15 protein-coding genes are annotated in these 16381 nt (G+C 62.6%); 4 read left to right on the top strand and 11 right to left on the bottom strand.

Annotated features, from left to right (window positions below; translation table 11 throughout):
- Positions 1–222: 222 nt before the first annotated feature.
- Genes msbA through waaF form a run of 3 tightly spaced genes read left to right on the top strand, consistent with a single transcriptional unit; the run spans position 223 to position 3592 of the window.
- Positions 223–1959: a lipid A export permease/ATP-binding protein MsbA gene (gene msbA / locus E6W33_RS12245; RefSeq protein WP_211097319.1), complete on the top strand. Its 1737-nt coding sequence runs from the start codon at positions 223–225 to the stop codon at positions 1957–1959.
- A complete protein-coding gene (locus E6W33_RS12240; protein WP_136417599.1) occupies positions 1959–2549 on the top strand; it encodes a peroxidase-related enzyme in 591 nt (196 codons plus the stop codon). Before msbA ends, E6W33_RS12240 begins: the two co-directional genes overlap by 1 nt.
- 17 nt (positions 2550–2566) lie before the next feature.
- Complete coding sequence (gene waaF, locus E6W33_RS12235; RefSeq protein WP_136417750.1) at positions 2567–3592, top strand: lipopolysaccharide heptosyltransferase II; 1026 nt, start codon at positions 2567–2569, stop codon at positions 3590–3592.
- Here the strand turns inward: waaF and hutI are convergent.
- From hutI to E6W33_RS12185, 10 genes are all read right to left on the bottom strand, one after another.
- Positions 3579–4814 (bottom strand): imidazolonepropionase, encoded by a 1236-nt coding sequence (hutI, locus tag E6W33_RS12230; protein WP_136417598.1) that lies wholly within the window; start codon positions 4812–4814, stop codon positions 3579–3581. The two genes, waaF and hutI, sit on opposite strands and share 14 nt — an antisense overlap.
- The gene (locus E6W33_RS12225) at positions 4804–5403 is read right to left on the bottom strand and encodes a HutD family protein (protein WP_136417597.1); all 600 of its coding nucleotides are present in this window, start codon (positions 5401–5403) and stop codon (positions 4804–4806) included. Before E6W33_RS12225 ends, hutI begins: the two co-directional genes overlap by 11 nt.
- A gap of 7 nt (positions 5404–5410) precedes the next feature.
- The gene (hutG, locus tag E6W33_RS12220; protein ID WP_136417596.1) at positions 5411–6391 is read right to left on the bottom strand and encodes a formimidoylglutamase; all 981 of its coding nucleotides are present in this window, start codon (positions 6389–6391) and stop codon (positions 5411–5413) included.
- Between the two features lie 8 nt (positions 6392–6399).
- A complete protein-coding gene (gene hutH / locus E6W33_RS12215) occupies positions 6400–7929 on the bottom strand; it encodes a histidine ammonia-lyase (RefSeq protein ID WP_136417595.1) in 1530 nt (509 codons plus the stop codon).
- A 312-nt stretch (positions 7930–8241) separates the two neighbouring features.
- Positions 8242–9963: a urocanate hydratase gene (gene hutU / locus E6W33_RS12210; protein ID WP_136417594.1), complete on the bottom strand. Its 1722-nt coding sequence runs from the start codon at positions 9961–9963 to the stop codon at positions 8242–8244.
- A gap of 26 nt (positions 9964–9989) precedes the next feature.
- Positions 9990–10694, bottom strand: a complete 705-nt coding sequence (locus E6W33_RS12205; protein ID WP_136417593.1) for an ABC transporter ATP-binding protein — start codon at positions 10692–10694, stop codon at positions 9990–9992.
- Positions 10687–11508, bottom strand: a complete 822-nt coding sequence (locus tag E6W33_RS12200; RefSeq protein ID WP_136417592.1) for an ATP-binding cassette domain-containing protein — start codon at positions 11506–11508, stop codon at positions 10687–10689. The genes E6W33_RS12205 and E6W33_RS12200 overlap by 8 nt, the downstream gene beginning before the upstream one ends.
- Entirely contained in the window at positions 11505–12365 is an 861-nt protein-coding gene (locus tag E6W33_RS12195) for a branched-chain amino acid ABC transporter permease (protein ID WP_247869626.1), read from the bottom strand. The genes E6W33_RS12200 and E6W33_RS12195 overlap by 4 nt, the downstream gene beginning before the upstream one ends.
- A gap of 2 nt (positions 12366–12367) precedes the next feature.
- Entirely contained in the window at positions 12368–13231 is an 864-nt protein-coding gene (locus E6W33_RS12190; protein ID WP_136417591.1) for a branched-chain amino acid ABC transporter permease, read from the bottom strand.
- A 64-nt stretch (positions 13232–13295) separates the two neighbouring features.
- Positions 13296–14450, bottom strand: coding sequence for an ABC transporter substrate-binding protein (locus tag E6W33_RS12185; RefSeq protein WP_136417590.1), 1155 nt, complete (start codon positions 14448–14450; stop codon positions 13296–13298).
- 222 nt (positions 14451–14672) lie between these two features.
- Here E6W33_RS12185 and hutC point away from each other — a divergent pair, with 222 nt between their 5' ends.
- Complete coding sequence (hutC, locus tag E6W33_RS12180) at positions 14673–15413, top strand: histidine utilization repressor (protein WP_136417589.1); 741 nt, start codon at positions 14673–14675, stop codon at positions 15411–15413.
- 89 nt (positions 15414–15502) lie between these two features.
- On the opposite strand, the gene E6W33_RS12175 is transcribed toward hutC, so the two are convergent.
- Positions 15503–16381: an ABC transporter ATP-binding protein gene (locus tag E6W33_RS12175; protein ID WP_136417588.1), complete on the bottom strand. Its 879-nt coding sequence runs from the start codon at positions 16379–16381 to the stop codon at positions 15503–15505.

Genomic DNA, 16381 nt, shown 5'->3' with positions numbered 1-16381 from the left:
CTTCTCGACAAGGTATTTCGCCCACCCTTATCCACTATAATTTGCCTTCAAGAAAAGTCGGCGGCGATGGCAGGCTGGCCGGGTTCGCCGTTAAGTGGCACCCTTATGGGCACCCTTGATGACGCCCACTTGATGACATCCTGTTCAATGCTTCCTCGCGCCGGCACGAGAGGCCGTTCGACCGGTGTCCACATTTCTACTTAACTGGCAGCAGACACAACCATGATAATCCCACCGCATCTCAGGCGGGTCGTCCGCATGCTGACGCCTTACAAGGCGCGCCTCGGACTGGCTTTTGTCGGGATGATACTGACGGCGACCACCGAGCCGACCTTGTCCGCAATGATGAAGCTCCTGCTCGACAAGGGCTTCGTGTCCAAGCCGACTTTTTCGCTCTGGATGGTCCCGTTGTTCGTGATCGGCATCTTTGCGCTGCGCGGGGTGTCGACCTTCATGACGACCTACATGATGACCTGGGTGTCGACGCGCCTGCTGAGCGAGCTGCGCCAGCAGGCCTTCAACCGCATCCTCGATGTGCCGCTCGGATTCTACGTCACGACCTCGGTCGGCCGCGTGATCAACTCGCTGATGTTTGAAGTCGAGCAGATCATCGACATGCTCAAGAACGTGCTGACCTCGATGATTCGCGATTCGCTCACGGTGATCGGCCTGCTGTCCTATCTGTTCTGGCTGAACTGGCGCCTCACGCTCATCACGCTGGTGCTGATTCCCGTGATCGGCGTGGTGGTGCGCCTGACCGGCAAGCGGCTGCGCAAGCTGACGCAGAATTACCTGACCATCAATGCGCAATTGACGCAGGTGATTGAAGAAACCACGCGCGCCAACCAGGTCATCAAGATCTTCGGCGGCCATCAGTATGAAAAGAAGCGATTCGAGGAGCGCGCCGACAGGCAGCGCAGCTACTCGATGCGCATGGCCAGCACCTTTGCCGCCACGGTACCGATTACCCAGGTCATCACCGCCTTCGCAGTGTCGATCGTGATCGTGATTGCCTTGCACCAATCCAGCCAGGGGCAGGCGACCGTGGGCGACTTCGTCTCCTTCATTACCGCGATGCTGATGCTGCTCACGCCGCTCAAGCATATTGCGGAAGTCAATGGTCCGCTGCAACGCGGCCTGGCGGCGTCCGAAGTGGTGTTCGGCCTGATCGACGCGCCGGTGGAACGTACCAACGGCAAGCCGCTGCAGGGCAGGGCATCGGGGCAACTCGATTTCGTCGATGTCAGCTTCAGTTATCCGGGCCAGTCGCAGACGGCGTTGTCGCACATTAATCTGTCGGTGCGGCCGGGTGAAACGGTGGCCTTCGTCGGCATGTCGGGCGGCGGCAAATCGACGCTGGTGAATCTGGTGCCGAACTTCTATTCCGTGACCGGCGGCGAGATACGGCTGGACGGCGAACCGATCGAGCAGATCACACTGGAGAGCCTGCGCGCGCAGATCGCCATGGTCAGCCAGAGCGTGGTGCTGTTCGACGACACCGTCGCCGCCAACATCGCGTACGGAGATGCGCATCCCGATCGCGCTCGCGTCGAAGCGGCGGCAAGGGCCGCGCATCTGAACGACGTCATCGCCGGACTGCCGGACGGACTGGAAACGACCATCGGCGACAACGGCAGCCGCTTGTCCGGCGGGCAGCGGCAGCGCCTGGCGATCGCGCGTGCGATTTACAAGGATGCGCCTATACTGATTCTTGACGAAGCGACATCGGCGCTCGACACCGAATCGGAACGCGCGGTGCAGGCGGCGCTGGATGAGCTGATGCGCGGTCGCACCACGCTGGTCATCGCGCATCGCCTGTCGACCATCGAACATGCCGACCGCATCGTGGTACTGGTCGGCGGCCACATCGTCGAAACCGGCTCGCACGCGGAATTGCTGGAAAAGAATGAGGTTTACGCCAACCTGTACCACCTTCAATTTGCAAAGGAAACCGCATAATGTCCGATCCAAAACCGATCTCGCGTTTTTCCGTTCCCGACATCAGCGAGCTGCCGGAAGACATCCGCCAGATGATCCTGAACGTGCAAGAAAAGGCCGGCTTCGTGCCGAACGTTTTCCTCACGCTGGCGCATCGTCCCGCCGAGTTCCGCGCCTTCTTCGCCTATCACGACGCCCTGATGCTGAAGGAAACCGGCAGCCTGACCAAGGCCGACCGCGAAATGATCGTCACCGCGACCAGCGCGAAGAATGGCTGCCTGTACTGCGTGGTGGCGCACGGCGCGTTGTTGCGCATCTATGCGAAGCAGCCGCTGATCGCCGACCAGGTCGCGGTCAATCATCTGAAGGCGGATATCACGCCGCGCCAGAAGGCAATGCTCGATTTCGCGATCAAGGTCTGCCTGAATTCGCAGGAGATCAACGATGACGACTATGCGACGCTGCACCAGCACGGCTTCGATAACGAAGACATCTGGGACATCGCCGCGATCACGGCCTTCTTCGGCTTGTCGAACCGCATGGCCAATGCGATCTCGATGCGTCCGAACGACGAGTTCTTCCTGATGGGCCGCGTACCGCGCAACAAATGACGGTTCCTGTGCATGGCGTGGCGCGCACGCTGATCATTTCTCCCAACTGGATCGGCGACGCGGTCATGGCGCAGCCCTTGCTGCGTCTGTTGCGCGAGCAACATCCCGAGCGGCCGATCGATGTGCTCGCGCCGGCCTGGGTGGCGCCGGTGTGGCGCGCGATGCGCGAAGTCGACACCGTGCTGGAAGCGCCGTTCCGGCACGGCGCGCTGCAACTGGGCGAGCGGCGGCAATACGCCAGGATGCTGCGCGAGCGCGGTTATGCCGACGCCTACGTGCTCCCCAACACACTGAAGTTCGCGCTGATCCCCTGGCTGGCCGGCATCCCGCGCCGCGTCGGCTACAAGGGGGAAATGCGGTACGGCTTGCTGAACGTGATCCACCACGACAACCCCGAGACGCCGCGGCCGATGGTGTCGTTCTATGCGGCCCTGGCGGAAGAGCCGCGCAAGGACGTGCCGCCGCCCTCGGCCTTGCCGCGCCCCGCGCTGAGTGTCGCGGAAGAGCGCATGGCGCAGGTACTGTCACGCGTGGGATTGCGGATGGACAAGCGGCTCATCGTATTTGCGCCGGGCGCGGAGTTCGGCTCGGCCAAGCGCTGGCCGACTGCGCATTTCGCCGAACTGGCAAGGACCATCCAGCAGACAAACGGCGACGTCCAAATCGCTCTGCTCGGTTCCGGCAAGGACAAGGATGTATGCGACGAGATCGCTGCATTGGCGCCGGGCGTGCGCAATCTCGCGGGCGTCACTGCGCTGGACGAGGCGGTGGCGGTGATCGCCAGGACAGATGCGGTGGTCAGCAATGATTCCGGCCTGCTGCATATTGCGTCCGCGCTGAACCGGCCGATCATCGCGATCTACGGGCCGACCGATCCGAATCATGCGCCGCCGTTTTCCGATGTGTGCAAGTCACTCTATCTCGCGCTCGAATGTGCTCCCTGCCGTGAACGGGAGTGCCCCTTGGGGCATCATCGGTGCATGCGGGAGATTACTGCGGGCATGGTGTGGGAGCCGCTGCAGGCGATGATCAAGGGGCGGTGATCCTGCCCTGATGCACGATCCGGCGGCAAGGATTGCCGCCGATGGCGTACGCGAGATCGCCCGGCCGCTCAATCGACCACAGCACGAAATCCGCTGCTTTGCCTGCGGCCAGGCTGCCAACTTCGTTTTCCATTCCCAGGGCTTTCGCCGCATTGATCGTCGCGCCCGCCAATGACTCCTGCGGTGTCAGGCGGAACAGCGTGCAAGCCATGTTCATTGCCAGCAGGAGCGAGGTCATCGGCGATGTTCCCGGATTGCAGTCGGTGGAAATCGCGATCGGCACGCGTGCCGCGCGCAAGGCCTGAATCGGCGGCATCTTCGTCTCGCGCAAAAAATAAAACGCGCCCGGCAGCAGCACCGCAGCCGTGTCGGCAGCAGCCATTGCATCGATGCCTTCCGGGGACAGGTATTCGAGGTGATCGGCGGACAGTCCGCGATAGCGTGCGGTGAGGGCGGCGCCGTTCTGATCGGACAACTGCTCGGCGTGCAGTTTTACCGGCAAGCCAAGGGCACGGGCTGCCTGAAATACCCGTTCTGTCTGCGCCGCCGAGAAGCCGATTTTTTCGCAGAAGGCATCGACCGCATCGACCAGTCCCTCGGCCGCCAGCGCGGGGAGCATTTCCTTGCAAACGGCATCGATATAGCTGTCGGCGCGGCCGGCATATTCCGGCGGAAGGGCATGCGCGCCGAGAAAGGTGGTCCTGATTCGCACCGGAAGCGATTCGCCGATGCGGCGCGCAACGCGCAGCATCTTGCGTTCCGTTGCCATGTCGAGGCCATAGCCGGATTTGATTTCCAGCGTGGTCACGCCTTCCGATAACAGATTCCTGACACGCGGCAGGCTTGCGTCGAACAGTTCCTGTTCCGACGCGGCACGCGTTGCGCGCACGGTCGACATGATGCCGCCGCCGCGTTGCGCGATTTCCTCGTAGCTCGCGCCATTCAGGCGTGCCTCGAATTCATCGCTGCGATTGCCGGCGTAGACAATATGCGTATGGCAGTCGATCAGGCCGGGCGTGATCCATGCGCCTTCACCCTCATGTATGACAGCGGCACGATAGCCGGCAGGAAGCGCATTGCGCGGGCCGAGCCAGGCAATGCGGCCGTCGCGCACGGCGATGGCGCCGTCGCGGATCTCGCCATAGCTTCCCGGCGACGCCATCGTCGCCACATGGACGTTGACCCATAATGCGTCCCACAACAGGTTTCCGTCATTGGGCATGGCTTGCATCCTTGAAGGTGATACGTGCGATATACAGCAGCGCGGAGGATTCCGGCGAGAGGGCAATTCTTGCGCTCTCTTTGCGGTCCAGCAGAAGCGATTCGCCTTCACGGCAATTGACGGCTTCGCCGGTCGCATTGCCGCATCGCAGATGCCCTTGCGCGACATGGATGAACATCAGATCCGCGCGCTGCTTGAACTCAAGCTCTCCATCAATGCGCAACATTTGCAATGCATGCGTGCAGCGGTCGCGGCGGGTCATGACATTGAAATCGGCAATCGGCCCGTCGGGCAGCGTTGCCTGAATCTGCTGTTCGCCTCGAAAGACGAATGGTTCATCGCCTGTTGTCAGCGTGGCCGTTTCGCCGTCGTCGACTTCCATCGACAGGGTGCCGTGCGACAGGATGAGCGAGCGGTCGACGCCGGGGAACAGGGAGAACGGGCCATCGGTCGCCGCATGCGCGACGCTGATGCGCCAGTCGAAGTTGTCGATACTCGCGGACGGCGGAGAGATCGCAAGCTGCCTAGTGCTTCCGCCGCCGTTCTTCCATGGCATCGGGACGTAATCGGTGGCAGTCAGTTTGCGCATGATGGGCTCAGGCTCCGGAACGTTCGGCGATGCGCGCGAGCAGGCGTGCCGCCACGCGTGCGGTGCGCTTGTCGATGTCGAGGCCGGGATTGAGTTCGGCCATGTCCGCCAGTCGCAGCTTGCCGCTGGCGACGACCAGGTCGATCACCGGCTCCACCACCTCGAGCGGAATGCCGCGCGTGGCCGGCGCGCTTACTCCGGGAGCGACAGCGGCGGGAAGGACATCGAGGCAGATCGTGAAATAGACGTGATCGACTTCGGCCATGAAATCCGACAGCGTCTTTTGCACCTTGCCGAGATTGGCGACATGCAGTTCTTCGTCGAGCATCCAGCGCACGCTGAGCGAGCGCGCGCGATCGAACAAGGCTTGCGTGTTGCCGAAGTCGCTGATGCCGAGCACGCAGTAGTGGAAAGGCCAGCCTTTGGTCTGGCAGTGTTCCGCAATCTGGCGGAAGGGCGTGCCGGACGTGGCACGGTCGGCCATGCGCAAGTCGAAATGGGCATCGAGGTTGATGATGCCTATGCGTGGGTGGTCGACATGCGGCATGGCTTCCCTGGCGGCGAGATGACGCGCGAGGCCGCCGAAGGAGCCGAATGCCATCTCGTGCCCGCCGCCCATCACGATCGGCAATTTGCCGCGTGCGAGCAGATCGGCGACGGCGCAGGACAGCTCGCCTTGCGCGTTTTCCAGACCGTCGTCGTCGCCGTTTGCCACGCACACCACATCGCCCGCATCCGCAATCGACCGGCAGCGGCGCACCGGCATGTTGCCCAGCATGGCGCGCAAGGCAGCCGGCCCTTGGCGTGCGCCGGTGCGGCCATGATTGCGTGCAACGCCGGCATCACAGGCGAAGCCGAGCAAGGCGATGCCGCCCTCATCCTTTGCGTCCTGCAGCGGGCGCACGATCTGGTGCCAGCGCTTGCCGGCTTCACCTTCGGCGTCGTCGATGCGACCCTGCCACAGTGTCATGTCTGCTTGTTGATGCATACATCCTCCTAATCGGCAAACAATTCCTGGCAGGCCGAACTCAGTTCGCCTTGCAGCACCAACTGCTTCGCGGCTTCGATATCCGGTGCGAAGAAGCGATCCTTGTCATAGAAGCTCACTTGCTGACGCAGACGCTGCTGCACTTGCGTCAGTCTCGGCGAAGTCGTGAGCGGCCGATGGAAATCAACGCCTTGCGCCGCGGCGAGCAGCTCGATGCCGACGATGGTCGCCGTGTTGTGCGCCATCTCGTGCAGACGGCGGCCGGCGAAGGTGGCCATGCTGACATGGTCTTCCTGATTGGCGGATGTCGGCAGGCTGTCGACGCTCGCGGGATGCGCGAGGGATTTGTTTTCCGAGGCGAGTGCTGCCGCCGTGACATGCGCAATCATGAAGCCGGAGTTGAGGCCCGATGCGGCGACGAGGAAGGGCGGCAGGCCCGACAGCGTGGAATCGATCAGCAGCGCGATGCGGCGCTCGGACAGTGCGCCGATTTCGGCAATGGCCAAGGCGATCGTGTCGGCGGCGAAGGCGACCGGCTCGGCGTGGAAATTGCCGCCGGAGATGACGTCGCCGCCATCCGCGAACACCAGCGGGTTGTCGGTCACCGCGTTGGCTTCGATCAGCAGGGTGCGCCCGGCATTGCCGATCAGGTCGAGACAGGCGCCCATCACCTGCGGCTGGCACCGCAGGCTGTACGGGTCTTGCACGCGCTCATCGTTGACCAGGTGCGATTTGCGGATCTCGCTGCCAGCCAGCAGTTCGCGGTAAATTTTTGCAATAGCAATTTGGCCGGGCTGGCCGCGCACTTCATGCACGCGCGGATCGAAGGGCGCGTCGCTGCCCTTGGCGGCATCGACGGCGAGCGCGCCCGACACGGTTGCAGCTTCAAGCAAACGTTCTGCCAGGAACAGTCCGTGCAGCGTGAGCGCGGTGGAAACCTGCGTGCCGTTGATGAGCGCGAGTCCCTCCTTGGAGGCGAGCGTGACCGGCGCGATGCCGGCTGCCTGCAATGCTTCTTGCGCCGCCTGCAGCTTGCCGCCGACGCGGACATTGCCTTCGCCCATCAGGGCCAGCGTCATGTGCGACAGCGGCGCCAGGTCGCCGGATGCACCGACCGAGCCTTTGCTCGGAATGCAGGGCATGATGCCGGCATTGTAGATCGCGATCATGGTGTCGATGACCGAGGCGCGGATGCCGGAGTAGCCGCGGGCAAGGCTGCCGATTTTCATCGCGAGGATGAGGCGTACCACTTCGTCGGCGATCAGTTCGCCGGTGCCGACGGAGTGCGACAGGATGAGGTTGCGTTGCAGTTCTTCGAGCTTGTCGTTGGGGATGTGGGTCTTGGCGAGTTTGCCGAAGCCGGTGTTGATGCCGTAGGCGGGGGCGCCTTTTTCCACGATCTTGTGGATGGTGGAGGCGGAGGTGTTGATGGCGGTGTAGGCCGATTGGGCCAGCTCTAGCGGGGGCGCGTCGCGCCAGATTTGGCGGAGGTGGCTTAGGCTGAGTTGGCCGGGGGTGATGGTGAGTTTGTTTGTCATGTGTTGAAACCTTCTTGGTGTTCTCTTCGGTGATGCAATGCTGGCGTCTCTCCGTGGGAGCTTGCCGGGGGCGGCCCGGCAGCCGCTCACTTTTCTTGCTTCGCCAAGAAAAGTAAGCAAAAGAAGGCGACCGCACTTCGCTGCCCCTTCGGGGTTCCCGAAAAATTCATCGGCCGAGCGGGAAGCGAAATAACTCGCCCTCGCTACGCTCGGAGCTCAGACAGATTTCGCTTCTTTTTCCGCTCGGCCGATGAATTTTTCGGCAGCGCACAGCGGAAAGGCAACAGCCTTTATGCGCGATCTCGTCTTGTCTTACTCTTTTACCATCGGCAATTTCAATCCGTTGCGCTTCGCACACGCAACTGCTGTTTCATACCCTGCATCCGCGTGTCGCATCACGCCCGACGCGCTGTCATTGACGAGAACCCGTGCCAGCCGCTTCGCCGCCGCGTCCGTGCCATCGGCCACGATCACCATGCCCGCGTGCTGCGAATAGCCCATGCCGACACCGCCGCCATGATGGAAGGACACCCACGTTGCGCCGCCTGCCGTGTTGAGGAGGGCGTTGAGAAGCGGCCAGTCGGATACGGCGTCGGTGCCGTCCTTCATGCCTTCGGTTTCGCGGTTCGGGCTGGCGACCGATCCGGTGTCGAGATGGTCGCGACCGATCACGATCGGGCCTTTCAGTTCGCCATTGCGGAACATTTCGTTGAAGGCCAATCCGGCGCGGTGGCGTTCTCCCAAACCAAGCCAGCAGATGCGCGCCGGCAAGCCCTGGAACGCGATGCGGTCGCGCGCCATGTCGAGCCAGTGGTGGACATGCTTGTTCTCGGGGAACAGTTCCTTGAGCTTGGCGTCGGTCTTGTAAATATCTTCCGGATCGCCGGACAATGCAACCCAGCGGAACGGACCCTTGCCTTCGCAGAACAGCGGGCGGATATAGGCGGGCACGAAGCCGGGGAAGTCGAAGGCGTTCTTCACGCCGGTGTCGAAGGCGACCTGGCGGATGTTGTTGCCGTAGTCCACCGTGGGAATGCCCATCGCGTGGAAGTCGAGCATGGCTTGCACGTGGACTGCGCAGGATTGCGCGGCGGCGGCGGTGAGTTGTGCGTGCTGCGTGTGGTCCTGTTGCGCGGCTTTCCATTGCGCGACGCTCCAGCCGATCGGCAGGTAGCCGTTGACCAGGTCGTGCGCGGAGGTTTGGTCGGTCACGAGGTCGGGTTTGATGCCGCCGGCCTTGGCGCGCTTGACGAGTTCGGGCAACACTTCGGCGGCGTTGCCGAGCAGGCCGATGGAGACGGCTTCCTTGCGTTCGGTGTGGTACTTCACCAGCGCGAGGGCGTCGTCGATGTCCTTCGCCTGCTTGTCGAGGTAACGCGTGCGCAGGCGGAAGTCGATGCTGCTTTGCTGGCATTCGACCATGAGCGAGACGGCGCCGGCGAAGGTCGCGGCCAGCGGTTGCGCGCCGCCCATGCCGCCGAGGCCCGCGCTGACGATCCAGCGGCCGGCCCAGTCGCCGTTGTAATGCTGGCGGCCGGCTTCGACGAAGGTTTCATAAGTGCCTTGCACGATGCCCTGGCTGCCGATGTAGATCCAGCTGCCGGCGGTCATCTGGCCGTACATGAACAGACCCTTGCGGTCGAGCTCGTTGAAGTGTTCCCAGTTGGCCCATTTCGGCACGAGGTTGGAATTGGCGATCAGCACGCGCGGCGCATCGGGATGCGTCTTGAATACGCCGACCGGCTTGCCGGACTGGATCAGCAGCGATTCGTCGTCGTTCAGGTCTTTCAAGGTTTCGAGGATCTTGTCGAAGCATTCCCAGTTGCGCGCGGCGCGGCCGATGCCGCCGTAGACCACGAGGTGCTTCGGATTTTCCGCGACTTCGGGATCGAGATTGTTTTGAATCATGCGATAGGCGGCTTCGGTCAGCCAGCTCTTGCAGGCTTTTTCGCTGCCGCGCGGCGCGCGAATGACGCGGGAGGCATCCCAGCGCGGGTCATTGTTCAGATTGGTCGATTCGGTGATGGTATTCATGCTTGTTCCTTCCTTCGAATGTGGGATCAGTGCAGGCCGAGATAGGCCGCAGCCAGCGTGGAGTCCTTGCGCGCATCGCTCGCCTTGCCTTGCCATACGGTGCGGCCGGATTCCAGCACGCAGACGTCGTCAGCGATCGAGAGCACGCGATCGGTGTTCTGTTCAACCAGCAGGATGGTCATGCCGTCCTGCTGCAATTGCTTGAGCGCGCGGTAGCAGAGATCGATGACTTTCGGCATCAGGCCGAGCGAAAGTTCGTCGATCATGATCAGCTTCGGGCGCGCCATCAGCGCACGGCCGATGGCGAGCATCTGCTGTTCGCCGCCGGAGAGATTGCCCGCCAGCGATTGCAGGCGTTCGCCGAGACGCGGGAACAGGGCCAGCACATAGTCGCGGTCCTGCGCGAAGCGGCTGGCAGGCTGGGTCAGTCCGCCGACGCGCAGGTTGTCTTCCACCGAAAGATCCTTGAACAGGCGGCGTCCTTCCGGCGAAATGGCGATGCCATGGCGTACGCGCTGGTCCGGTGCGAGCGTACTGATGTCTTTGCCCTCGAACATGATGGCGCCGGATTGCAGCGCGACATGGCCGGCCACGCACATCAGGGTGGAGGATTTGCCGGCGCCGTTGGCACCGATCAGTCCGGTGATGGTGCCGCGCTGCAGCGTGAGCGACAGGTCGCCGACCGCCTGAAACGCGCCGTAGCCGCAAGAGAGGTGATGGATTTCAAGCATGCGTGCCTCCGACGACGGCGAGGGTGGGGCGCGCGGCACCCTCCTCGGTGATTTCGGCATCGCCGCCAAGATAAGCGGCGCGCACGCCCGGATCTGCCATCACGGCACGTGGGTCGCCGCTGGCGATCTTGCGGCCGTTGTCGAGGACGACGAGGCGCTGGCAGATGCGCATGACTTCACCCAGGTTGTGTTCAATCAGGATGATCGTCATCCCCTGCCGGTTGATGTCTGCGATGGTGTCGGCGAGCGCATTGGCTTCCTTCGAATTGAGTCCGGCCAGCGGCTCGTCGAGCAGCAGCAGCTTCGGTTTGAGCGCCAGTGCGCGCGCCATCTCGAGACGCTTCAAAATGCCCAGTGGCTGGATGCCCGGCATTTGATCGGCGTAGGCGGCGATGCCAACGCGCTCGAGCATGGCGCGGCCGATTGCGGCTTCCTCTTGCTGCGAAACATGCAGCAAGGCGTTCAGCGGCGAACGCGTGCGACGCATGCCGGCCGCCAGTGCGACGTTCTCCAGCACCGAAATTTCACGGAAAGGTTTCACCAGTTGCTGCGACAGCGACAGGCCTTTCTGGATGCGCTTGTGAATCGGCAAGCCGTTCAGCTTTTCTCCTTCCAATCGCACTTCACCGTCGCTTGCGCGCACCACGCCGGTGATCGCGCGCAGCATGGTGGTCTTGCCTGCGCCATTCGGCCCGATCAGGCCGAGCAGCTCGCCCGGATAGACGTCGAAGGACACCTTGTCGATGGCGGTCAGGCCGCCGAAACGCACGGTCACGTCGGATACGCTGAGCAGCGCTTGTTGTGCTTTGCTCATGCGCGTTCTCCTTGCGCGACGCGCTTGCGATTCACCACGCGGCTGACCATGCCGGCCATGCCGCCGGGCGAGAAGCGCATCATCAGGAACAGCAGGCCGCCATACACCAGCAGCTTGTAGTCGCCGATGAACTGGAACCACGCCGGCAAGGCGCTCAGCACCGCAGCGCCGATCGATACGCCGAGCACCGAGCCGATGCCGCCGACCACCACCATCGACAGCACGGTCACCGATTCCACAAAGCCGAAGCTGTCCGGGCCGATGAACTTCAGGTGCTGCGCATACAAGCCGCCCGCCAATCCCGCCAGCGCAGTGCCGATCGCGAATGCCGCCAGCTTGTAGCGCGGCACGTCGATGCCGAGCACGCGCATGGTGTCCTCGTCTTCCGCCACGCCGTTGAACACGCGGCCCATCCAGGACTTGCGGATGTAGATGCACAGTGCGGCCGTCGCAACACACAGGATCACGCTGAGCAGCATGAAACCAGTCTTCGACAAGCCGGAGTCGGGAATCGCGGAGACGCCGAGTTCGCCGCCCAGCCATTCCTGCTGCCGCACCACGCCGACGAACAGGAAACCGACGCCCATCGTGGTGATGGCGAGGAAGTCGGCACGCACGCGCAGGCTGGCAAGGCCGACCACGACGCCGATCGCGCCGGCAAGCAGCATCGCCAGCGGCAAGGTGGCGAGGAAGGGCAGGCCGGCCTTGGCCAGCAGCGCCGACAGATAAGCGCCGATGCCGAGGAAGGCGGCGTGGCCCAGGCTGATCTGGCCGCAGAAGCCCGTGATCAGATTGAGCGAGAGCGCAAACAGCACGCTGATCGCCATCGAGGTGAGCAAGGAAATTTCGTAGTCCATTCTTATCTCCTTGCAAACAGGCCTTGCGGGCGCACCATCAGCACCGCGATCAGGAAGGCGAACGCGATGGCGTTGCGATCGAGCAGCTTGCCGAGATAAATCGTGCCGAAGGATTCGATCACGCCCAGCACCAGCGCGGCGAGCAGGGTGCCGCGCACCGAACCCATGCCGCCCAGCACGATGATCGCCAGTCCCTTGTAGGACGGCACGCTGCCCATGGTCGGCTCGACCAGGTTGTTCAGCAGTGCGACCCAGACACCGGCGAAACCGGCCAGCGCCGAACCGACGAAGAAATTGATGTCACGCACCTGGCGCAACTTGATGCCGAAGGATTCCGCCATCTGCGGATCGGACACGGTGGCCTGGCAGGCGACGCCGATGCGCGTCTTGTTCTGCAAGTAACCGAGCGCGCCGATGATGACAGCGGCACTTGCCATCACCATCAATTCGGCTTCCTTGAACTGCAATCCGCCGAACAGGGCAACCTGCTGCTGCAAGGGCGGATTCTGGTAGGACAAGCCGGAAGCGCCGAACACGATGCGGAACAGTTCCTCGAAAGCGATGTACAGCCCGATCGAGGCGATCAGCGCGACGAAGGGCGGCTGTTTCAGGATCGGTTCATAGCACAGGCGGAACATCGCAATGCCCGCCAGCCCGGCCACGGTCATGGCGACCGCGAAACCGAGCGCCAGGCTGCCGGTCGCATTGGCGACCAGCACGCCGAGGTAACCACCCAGCGTGAACAATGCGGCATGCGCCACATGCAGGATGCGCAGCAGGCCATACACCAGTGTTAGCCCCAGCGCGACGAGCGCGTAGATGGCGCCCTGGACCAGGCCCTGCGCGGTCAGCTCGACAAAGAGCATCTCCACTCCTCAAATTGGATATTGATGGCGCAGGCGGTGCATTGCCGCCTGCTCGTCGCTTGCCTTATTTGGCCGGCTTGGAAGGCGGCGTCAGCAGCGGGCCCGTGATCACCGAGTGGCGGTGGAAGGCCTTGTCCTTCACGATCTGCACCTGCACATCCTTCTTCACTTCATGCAAGTCGTTGAAGGACAGCTTGCCGATCGGCGTCTCGTAGCTGCCGGCGGCCAGCGCGTTCTTCAATGGCTCGCCGCCCTTGCCGCTGGTCTTCTTCAGACCTTCGATCAGCACGCTGGTTGCAGTGTAGGCGGAGGCGGCCACCATGTCGGCATTGGTGTTCGTCGCCTTGTGGTAGTCGGCAAGGAAGGCCTTGGTCACCGGCGAATCTGAATCGCGGTCGAGCGAGGTGGTCACATACACGCCTTCCGAGGCGGGGCCGGCGATCTCCATGAACTTGTCGGAGTCATAGCCTTCCTGGCCGATGATGGGCACGTTCACGCCTGCCGAACGCAACTGGCTGACCAGCGGGCCGGCGGTGAAGTAGTAGCCGGAGGCGTAAATGATGTCCGGATTGTCGGACTTCACCTTGGATACCAGCGCGCCGAACTGGCGGTCCGGCATGCCGTACTCGTATTCATTGACGATCTGCAGGCCGAACTTCGGCGCACCTTCCTTGAAACCCGCCGCCAGCGCCTGGCCGAAGTCGTTCTTCAGCGTGATCATCACGACTTTTTTCTTGCCCAGGTTATTCACCAGCATCGAGCCGGCGCGACCCTGCACTTCGCCCATGGCGGCGGTGCGGAACATGTAGTCGCCGGCCAGCGTGATTTCAGGATGGATCGCATAGGCAACCACATACGGCACCTTGCCTTGCTGGAAGATGGCCGCCGCAGCGCGCGTCGAGCCGGAGTACGAACCGGACACCGCGCCAACCACCTTGTCCTTCTCCACCAGCTTGGTGGCGACCGGAACGGCTTCCTTGGGCGAGGCCTGGTCGTCATAGATCACCAGCTCCAGCTTTTGGCCGGCGACACCGCCCTTGGCATTGGCTTGCGCCACGGCCAGCTTGGCGCCTTCCAGCGCCGACTTGCCGTCGGCCGCGGCAAAGCCGGTCAGCGGAACGTTGAAGCCGATCTTGATGTCGGCAAAGGCAGGCGAGGCCGCGAAGGCGGCTCCGGCGATGGCGAAAGTGAGTAGTTGCTTGCGGCGAAATGGAATCATCTACTGTCTCCTGAAAATGCGTCACACCAAGCGCTCATTCCGTCCGCGCTGTTGCAAAACGTTCTGAATGCGTGCTTGAGCCCGATTGCGTACCCGAAAACCGTGGACCGGCCCGAGTCGTCCGATGTATCATAAGTTGTATATACAACTCTCGCAAGAAAAATCTTAATTGACAATACAAATTATTGCCATAAAATCCATGGGCATTCATGAGAGGGCGGGATGAAGGACAGTTCGGCAAGCACATCGGCGGCAGAAGAAACGACAGAGCGCGTACCCGTTTTCCAGCACATCAAGAATTACCTGCTGGCGGAAATCCAGGCCGGCAAATGGAAAGAGGGCGAGGCCATTCCGTCCGAACAGGCGCTCGCCAAGCAGTTTGAGGTCTCGCGCATGACCGTCAACCGCGCGGTGCGTGAACTGACCGACGAGCAGATTCTCACCCGCATCCAGGGTTCCGGCACCTACGTGGCGCAACACAAATACCAGGCAACCCTGGTCGAGATCAAAAGCATCGCGGAGGAAGTGCGCGCGCGCGGCGACCAGCATCGCAGCGAACTGCACCTGCTGGAACGCAGCAAGGCAAACGAGCTGCTGGCGCATGCCTTCGGCGTGAAGGCCGGCCACCCGCTGTTCCATTCCGTGATCGTGCACTTCGAAAACGACATCCCGATCCAGGTCGAGGACCGCTGGGTCAATCCGGACGTCGCCCCCGATTACATGCAGCAGGATTTCTCCACCATCACGCCGAACGAATACCTGATGGCGGTCGCGCCGCTGCAAGGCGTGAACTACAGCATCGAAGCCCTGATCGCGCCGCGCGACATCGTGGAGATGCTGCACATCCCATCAAAAGAACCTTGTCTGGTGCTCAAGCGCAGAACGCTGTCGAAAGGGCAAGTGGCGACTGTCGCCACCATGTGGCATCCGGGCAGCAGGTACCAGTTTGCGGGGAGTTTTTGACAGGGTGGTCCACGGAAAACACGGAAATCACGGAAGGAAAGACCTGGTTTTTTCCGTGATTTCCGTGTTTTCCGTGGACAAGAAACCTCTCAGCGCGCTTTCTGCCTGAAGAGCAGCGGGCTGAATGCCTTGGCGGATACCGAGACGGTATCGCCTTCGCGCAGTCCTTCGATTTCGTCGTCGGACGCAATCACCTCGACGATGTCCTGCCCGATCAGCAATGACACGATGCAAACCACTTCCTCGCGCCGTAGCGCCAGCACCTGCGCATGCACATTCAGCTTGCCTGCGACGCGTTGCTGCAGGAAGACTTCCGAGGGCGTGCCGGACTGCACGATGCGCCCGCCTTCCAGCTTCAGCACGCGCTGAGAAAGCTTGAACACTTCGCCGATGTCATGGCTGACCAGCAGCGTGGTGAGGCCGAGGCCTTGATGCAGGCGCAGCAGGTCGTCCTGCAACTGGCTGCGCAGCGAGGCGTCGAGCGCGGACAAGGGTTCGTCGAGCAGCAGCAGGGTCGGCCTTCTGGCGACCGCGCGCGCAAGCGCGACACGCTGCTTCTGCCCGCCCGATAACGTGTCGGGCAGCCGGTGCTGCAAGTTCGCCAGTCCGGTGAGGTCGAGCAATTCATCCACCCATGCACCGTCGTCTTTGGACGCGGCATAGGCGACGTTCTCGCGTACGCTCAAATTGGGGAACAGCGCGTAGTCCTGAAACACGAAGCCGATCGCGCGCTTCTGCGGCGCCAAGCTGATGCGCCGGTCCGCATCGAACCAGACCTGGCCGTTCACGACGATCCTCCCGCCATCGGGCTCGGTCAATCCCGCGATCATGCGCAGGATGCTGGTCTTGCCGGCGCCGGATGCGCCGAAGAGCGTGACGAAGCAGCCATCCGCGATCACGGCATCCACCGCCAGATCGAGCTGTCCGGACGAACTGCGCAAAGTCTTGACGAGCGCGATGTCGATCAT

The organism is Herbaspirillum sp. ST 5-3 (assembly GCF_004804275.1).
Taxonomy (GTDB): Bacteria; Pseudomonadota; Gammaproteobacteria; order Burkholderiales; family Burkholderiaceae_D; genus Noviherbaspirillum.
The sequence above is the reverse complement of the archived record's forward strand: the minus strand, read 5'-3'. Positions and strand labels throughout refer to the sequence as shown.

Excerpts from the sequence above, each read along its gene's own strand:
- msbA (WP_211097319.1), top strand. The coding sequence starts at position 223 with ATGATAATCCCACCGCATCTCAGGCGGGTCGTCCGCATGCTGACGCCT.
- E6W33_RS12240 (WP_136417599.1), top strand. The coding sequence starts at position 1,959 with ATGTCCGATCCAAAACCGATCTCGCGTTTTTCCGTTCCCGACATCAGC.
- hutI (WP_136417598.1), bottom strand. The coding sequence starts at position 4,814 with ATGCCCAATGACGGAAACCTGTTGTGGGACGCATTATGGGTCAACGTC.
- E6W33_RS12225 (WP_136417597.1), bottom strand. The coding sequence starts at position 5,403 with ATGCGCAAACTGACTGCCACCGATTACGTCCCGATGCCATGGAAGAAC.
- hutG (WP_136417596.1), bottom strand. The coding sequence starts at position 6,391 with ATGCATCAACAAGCAGACATGACACTGTGGCAGGGTCGCATCGACGAC.
- hutH (WP_136417595.1), bottom strand. The coding sequence starts at position 7,929 with ATGACAAACAAACTCACCATCACCCCCGGCCAACTCAGCCTAAGCCAC.
- hutU (WP_136417594.1), bottom strand. The coding sequence starts at position 9,963 with ATGAATACCATCACCGAATCGACCAATCTGAACAATGACCCGCGCTGG.
- E6W33_RS12205 (WP_136417593.1), bottom strand. The coding sequence starts at position 10,694 with ATGCTTGAAATCCATCACCTCTCTTGCGGCTACGGCGCGTTTCAGGCG.
- E6W33_RS12200 (WP_136417592.1), bottom strand. The coding sequence starts at position 11,508 with ATGAGCAAAGCACAACAAGCGCTGCTCAGCGTATCCGACGTGACCGTG.
- E6W33_RS12195 (WP_247869626.1), bottom strand. The coding sequence starts at position 12,365 with ATGGACTACGAAATTTCCTTGCTCACCTCGATGGCGATCAGCGTGCTG.
- E6W33_RS12190 (WP_136417591.1), bottom strand. The coding sequence starts at position 13,231 with ATGCTCTTTGTCGAGCTGACCGCGCAGGGCCTGGTCCAGGGCGCCATC.
- E6W33_RS12185 (WP_136417590.1), bottom strand. The coding sequence starts at position 14,450 with ATGATTCCATTTCGCCGCAAGCAACTACTCACTTTCGCCATCGCCGGA.
- hutC (WP_136417589.1), top strand. The coding sequence starts at position 14,673 with ATGAAGGACAGTTCGGCAAGCACATCGGCGGCAGAAGAAACGACAGAG.
- E6W33_RS12175 (WP_136417588.1), bottom strand. The coding sequence starts at position 16,381 with ATGATCGACATCGCGCTCGTCAAGACTTTGCGCAGTTCGTCCGGACAG.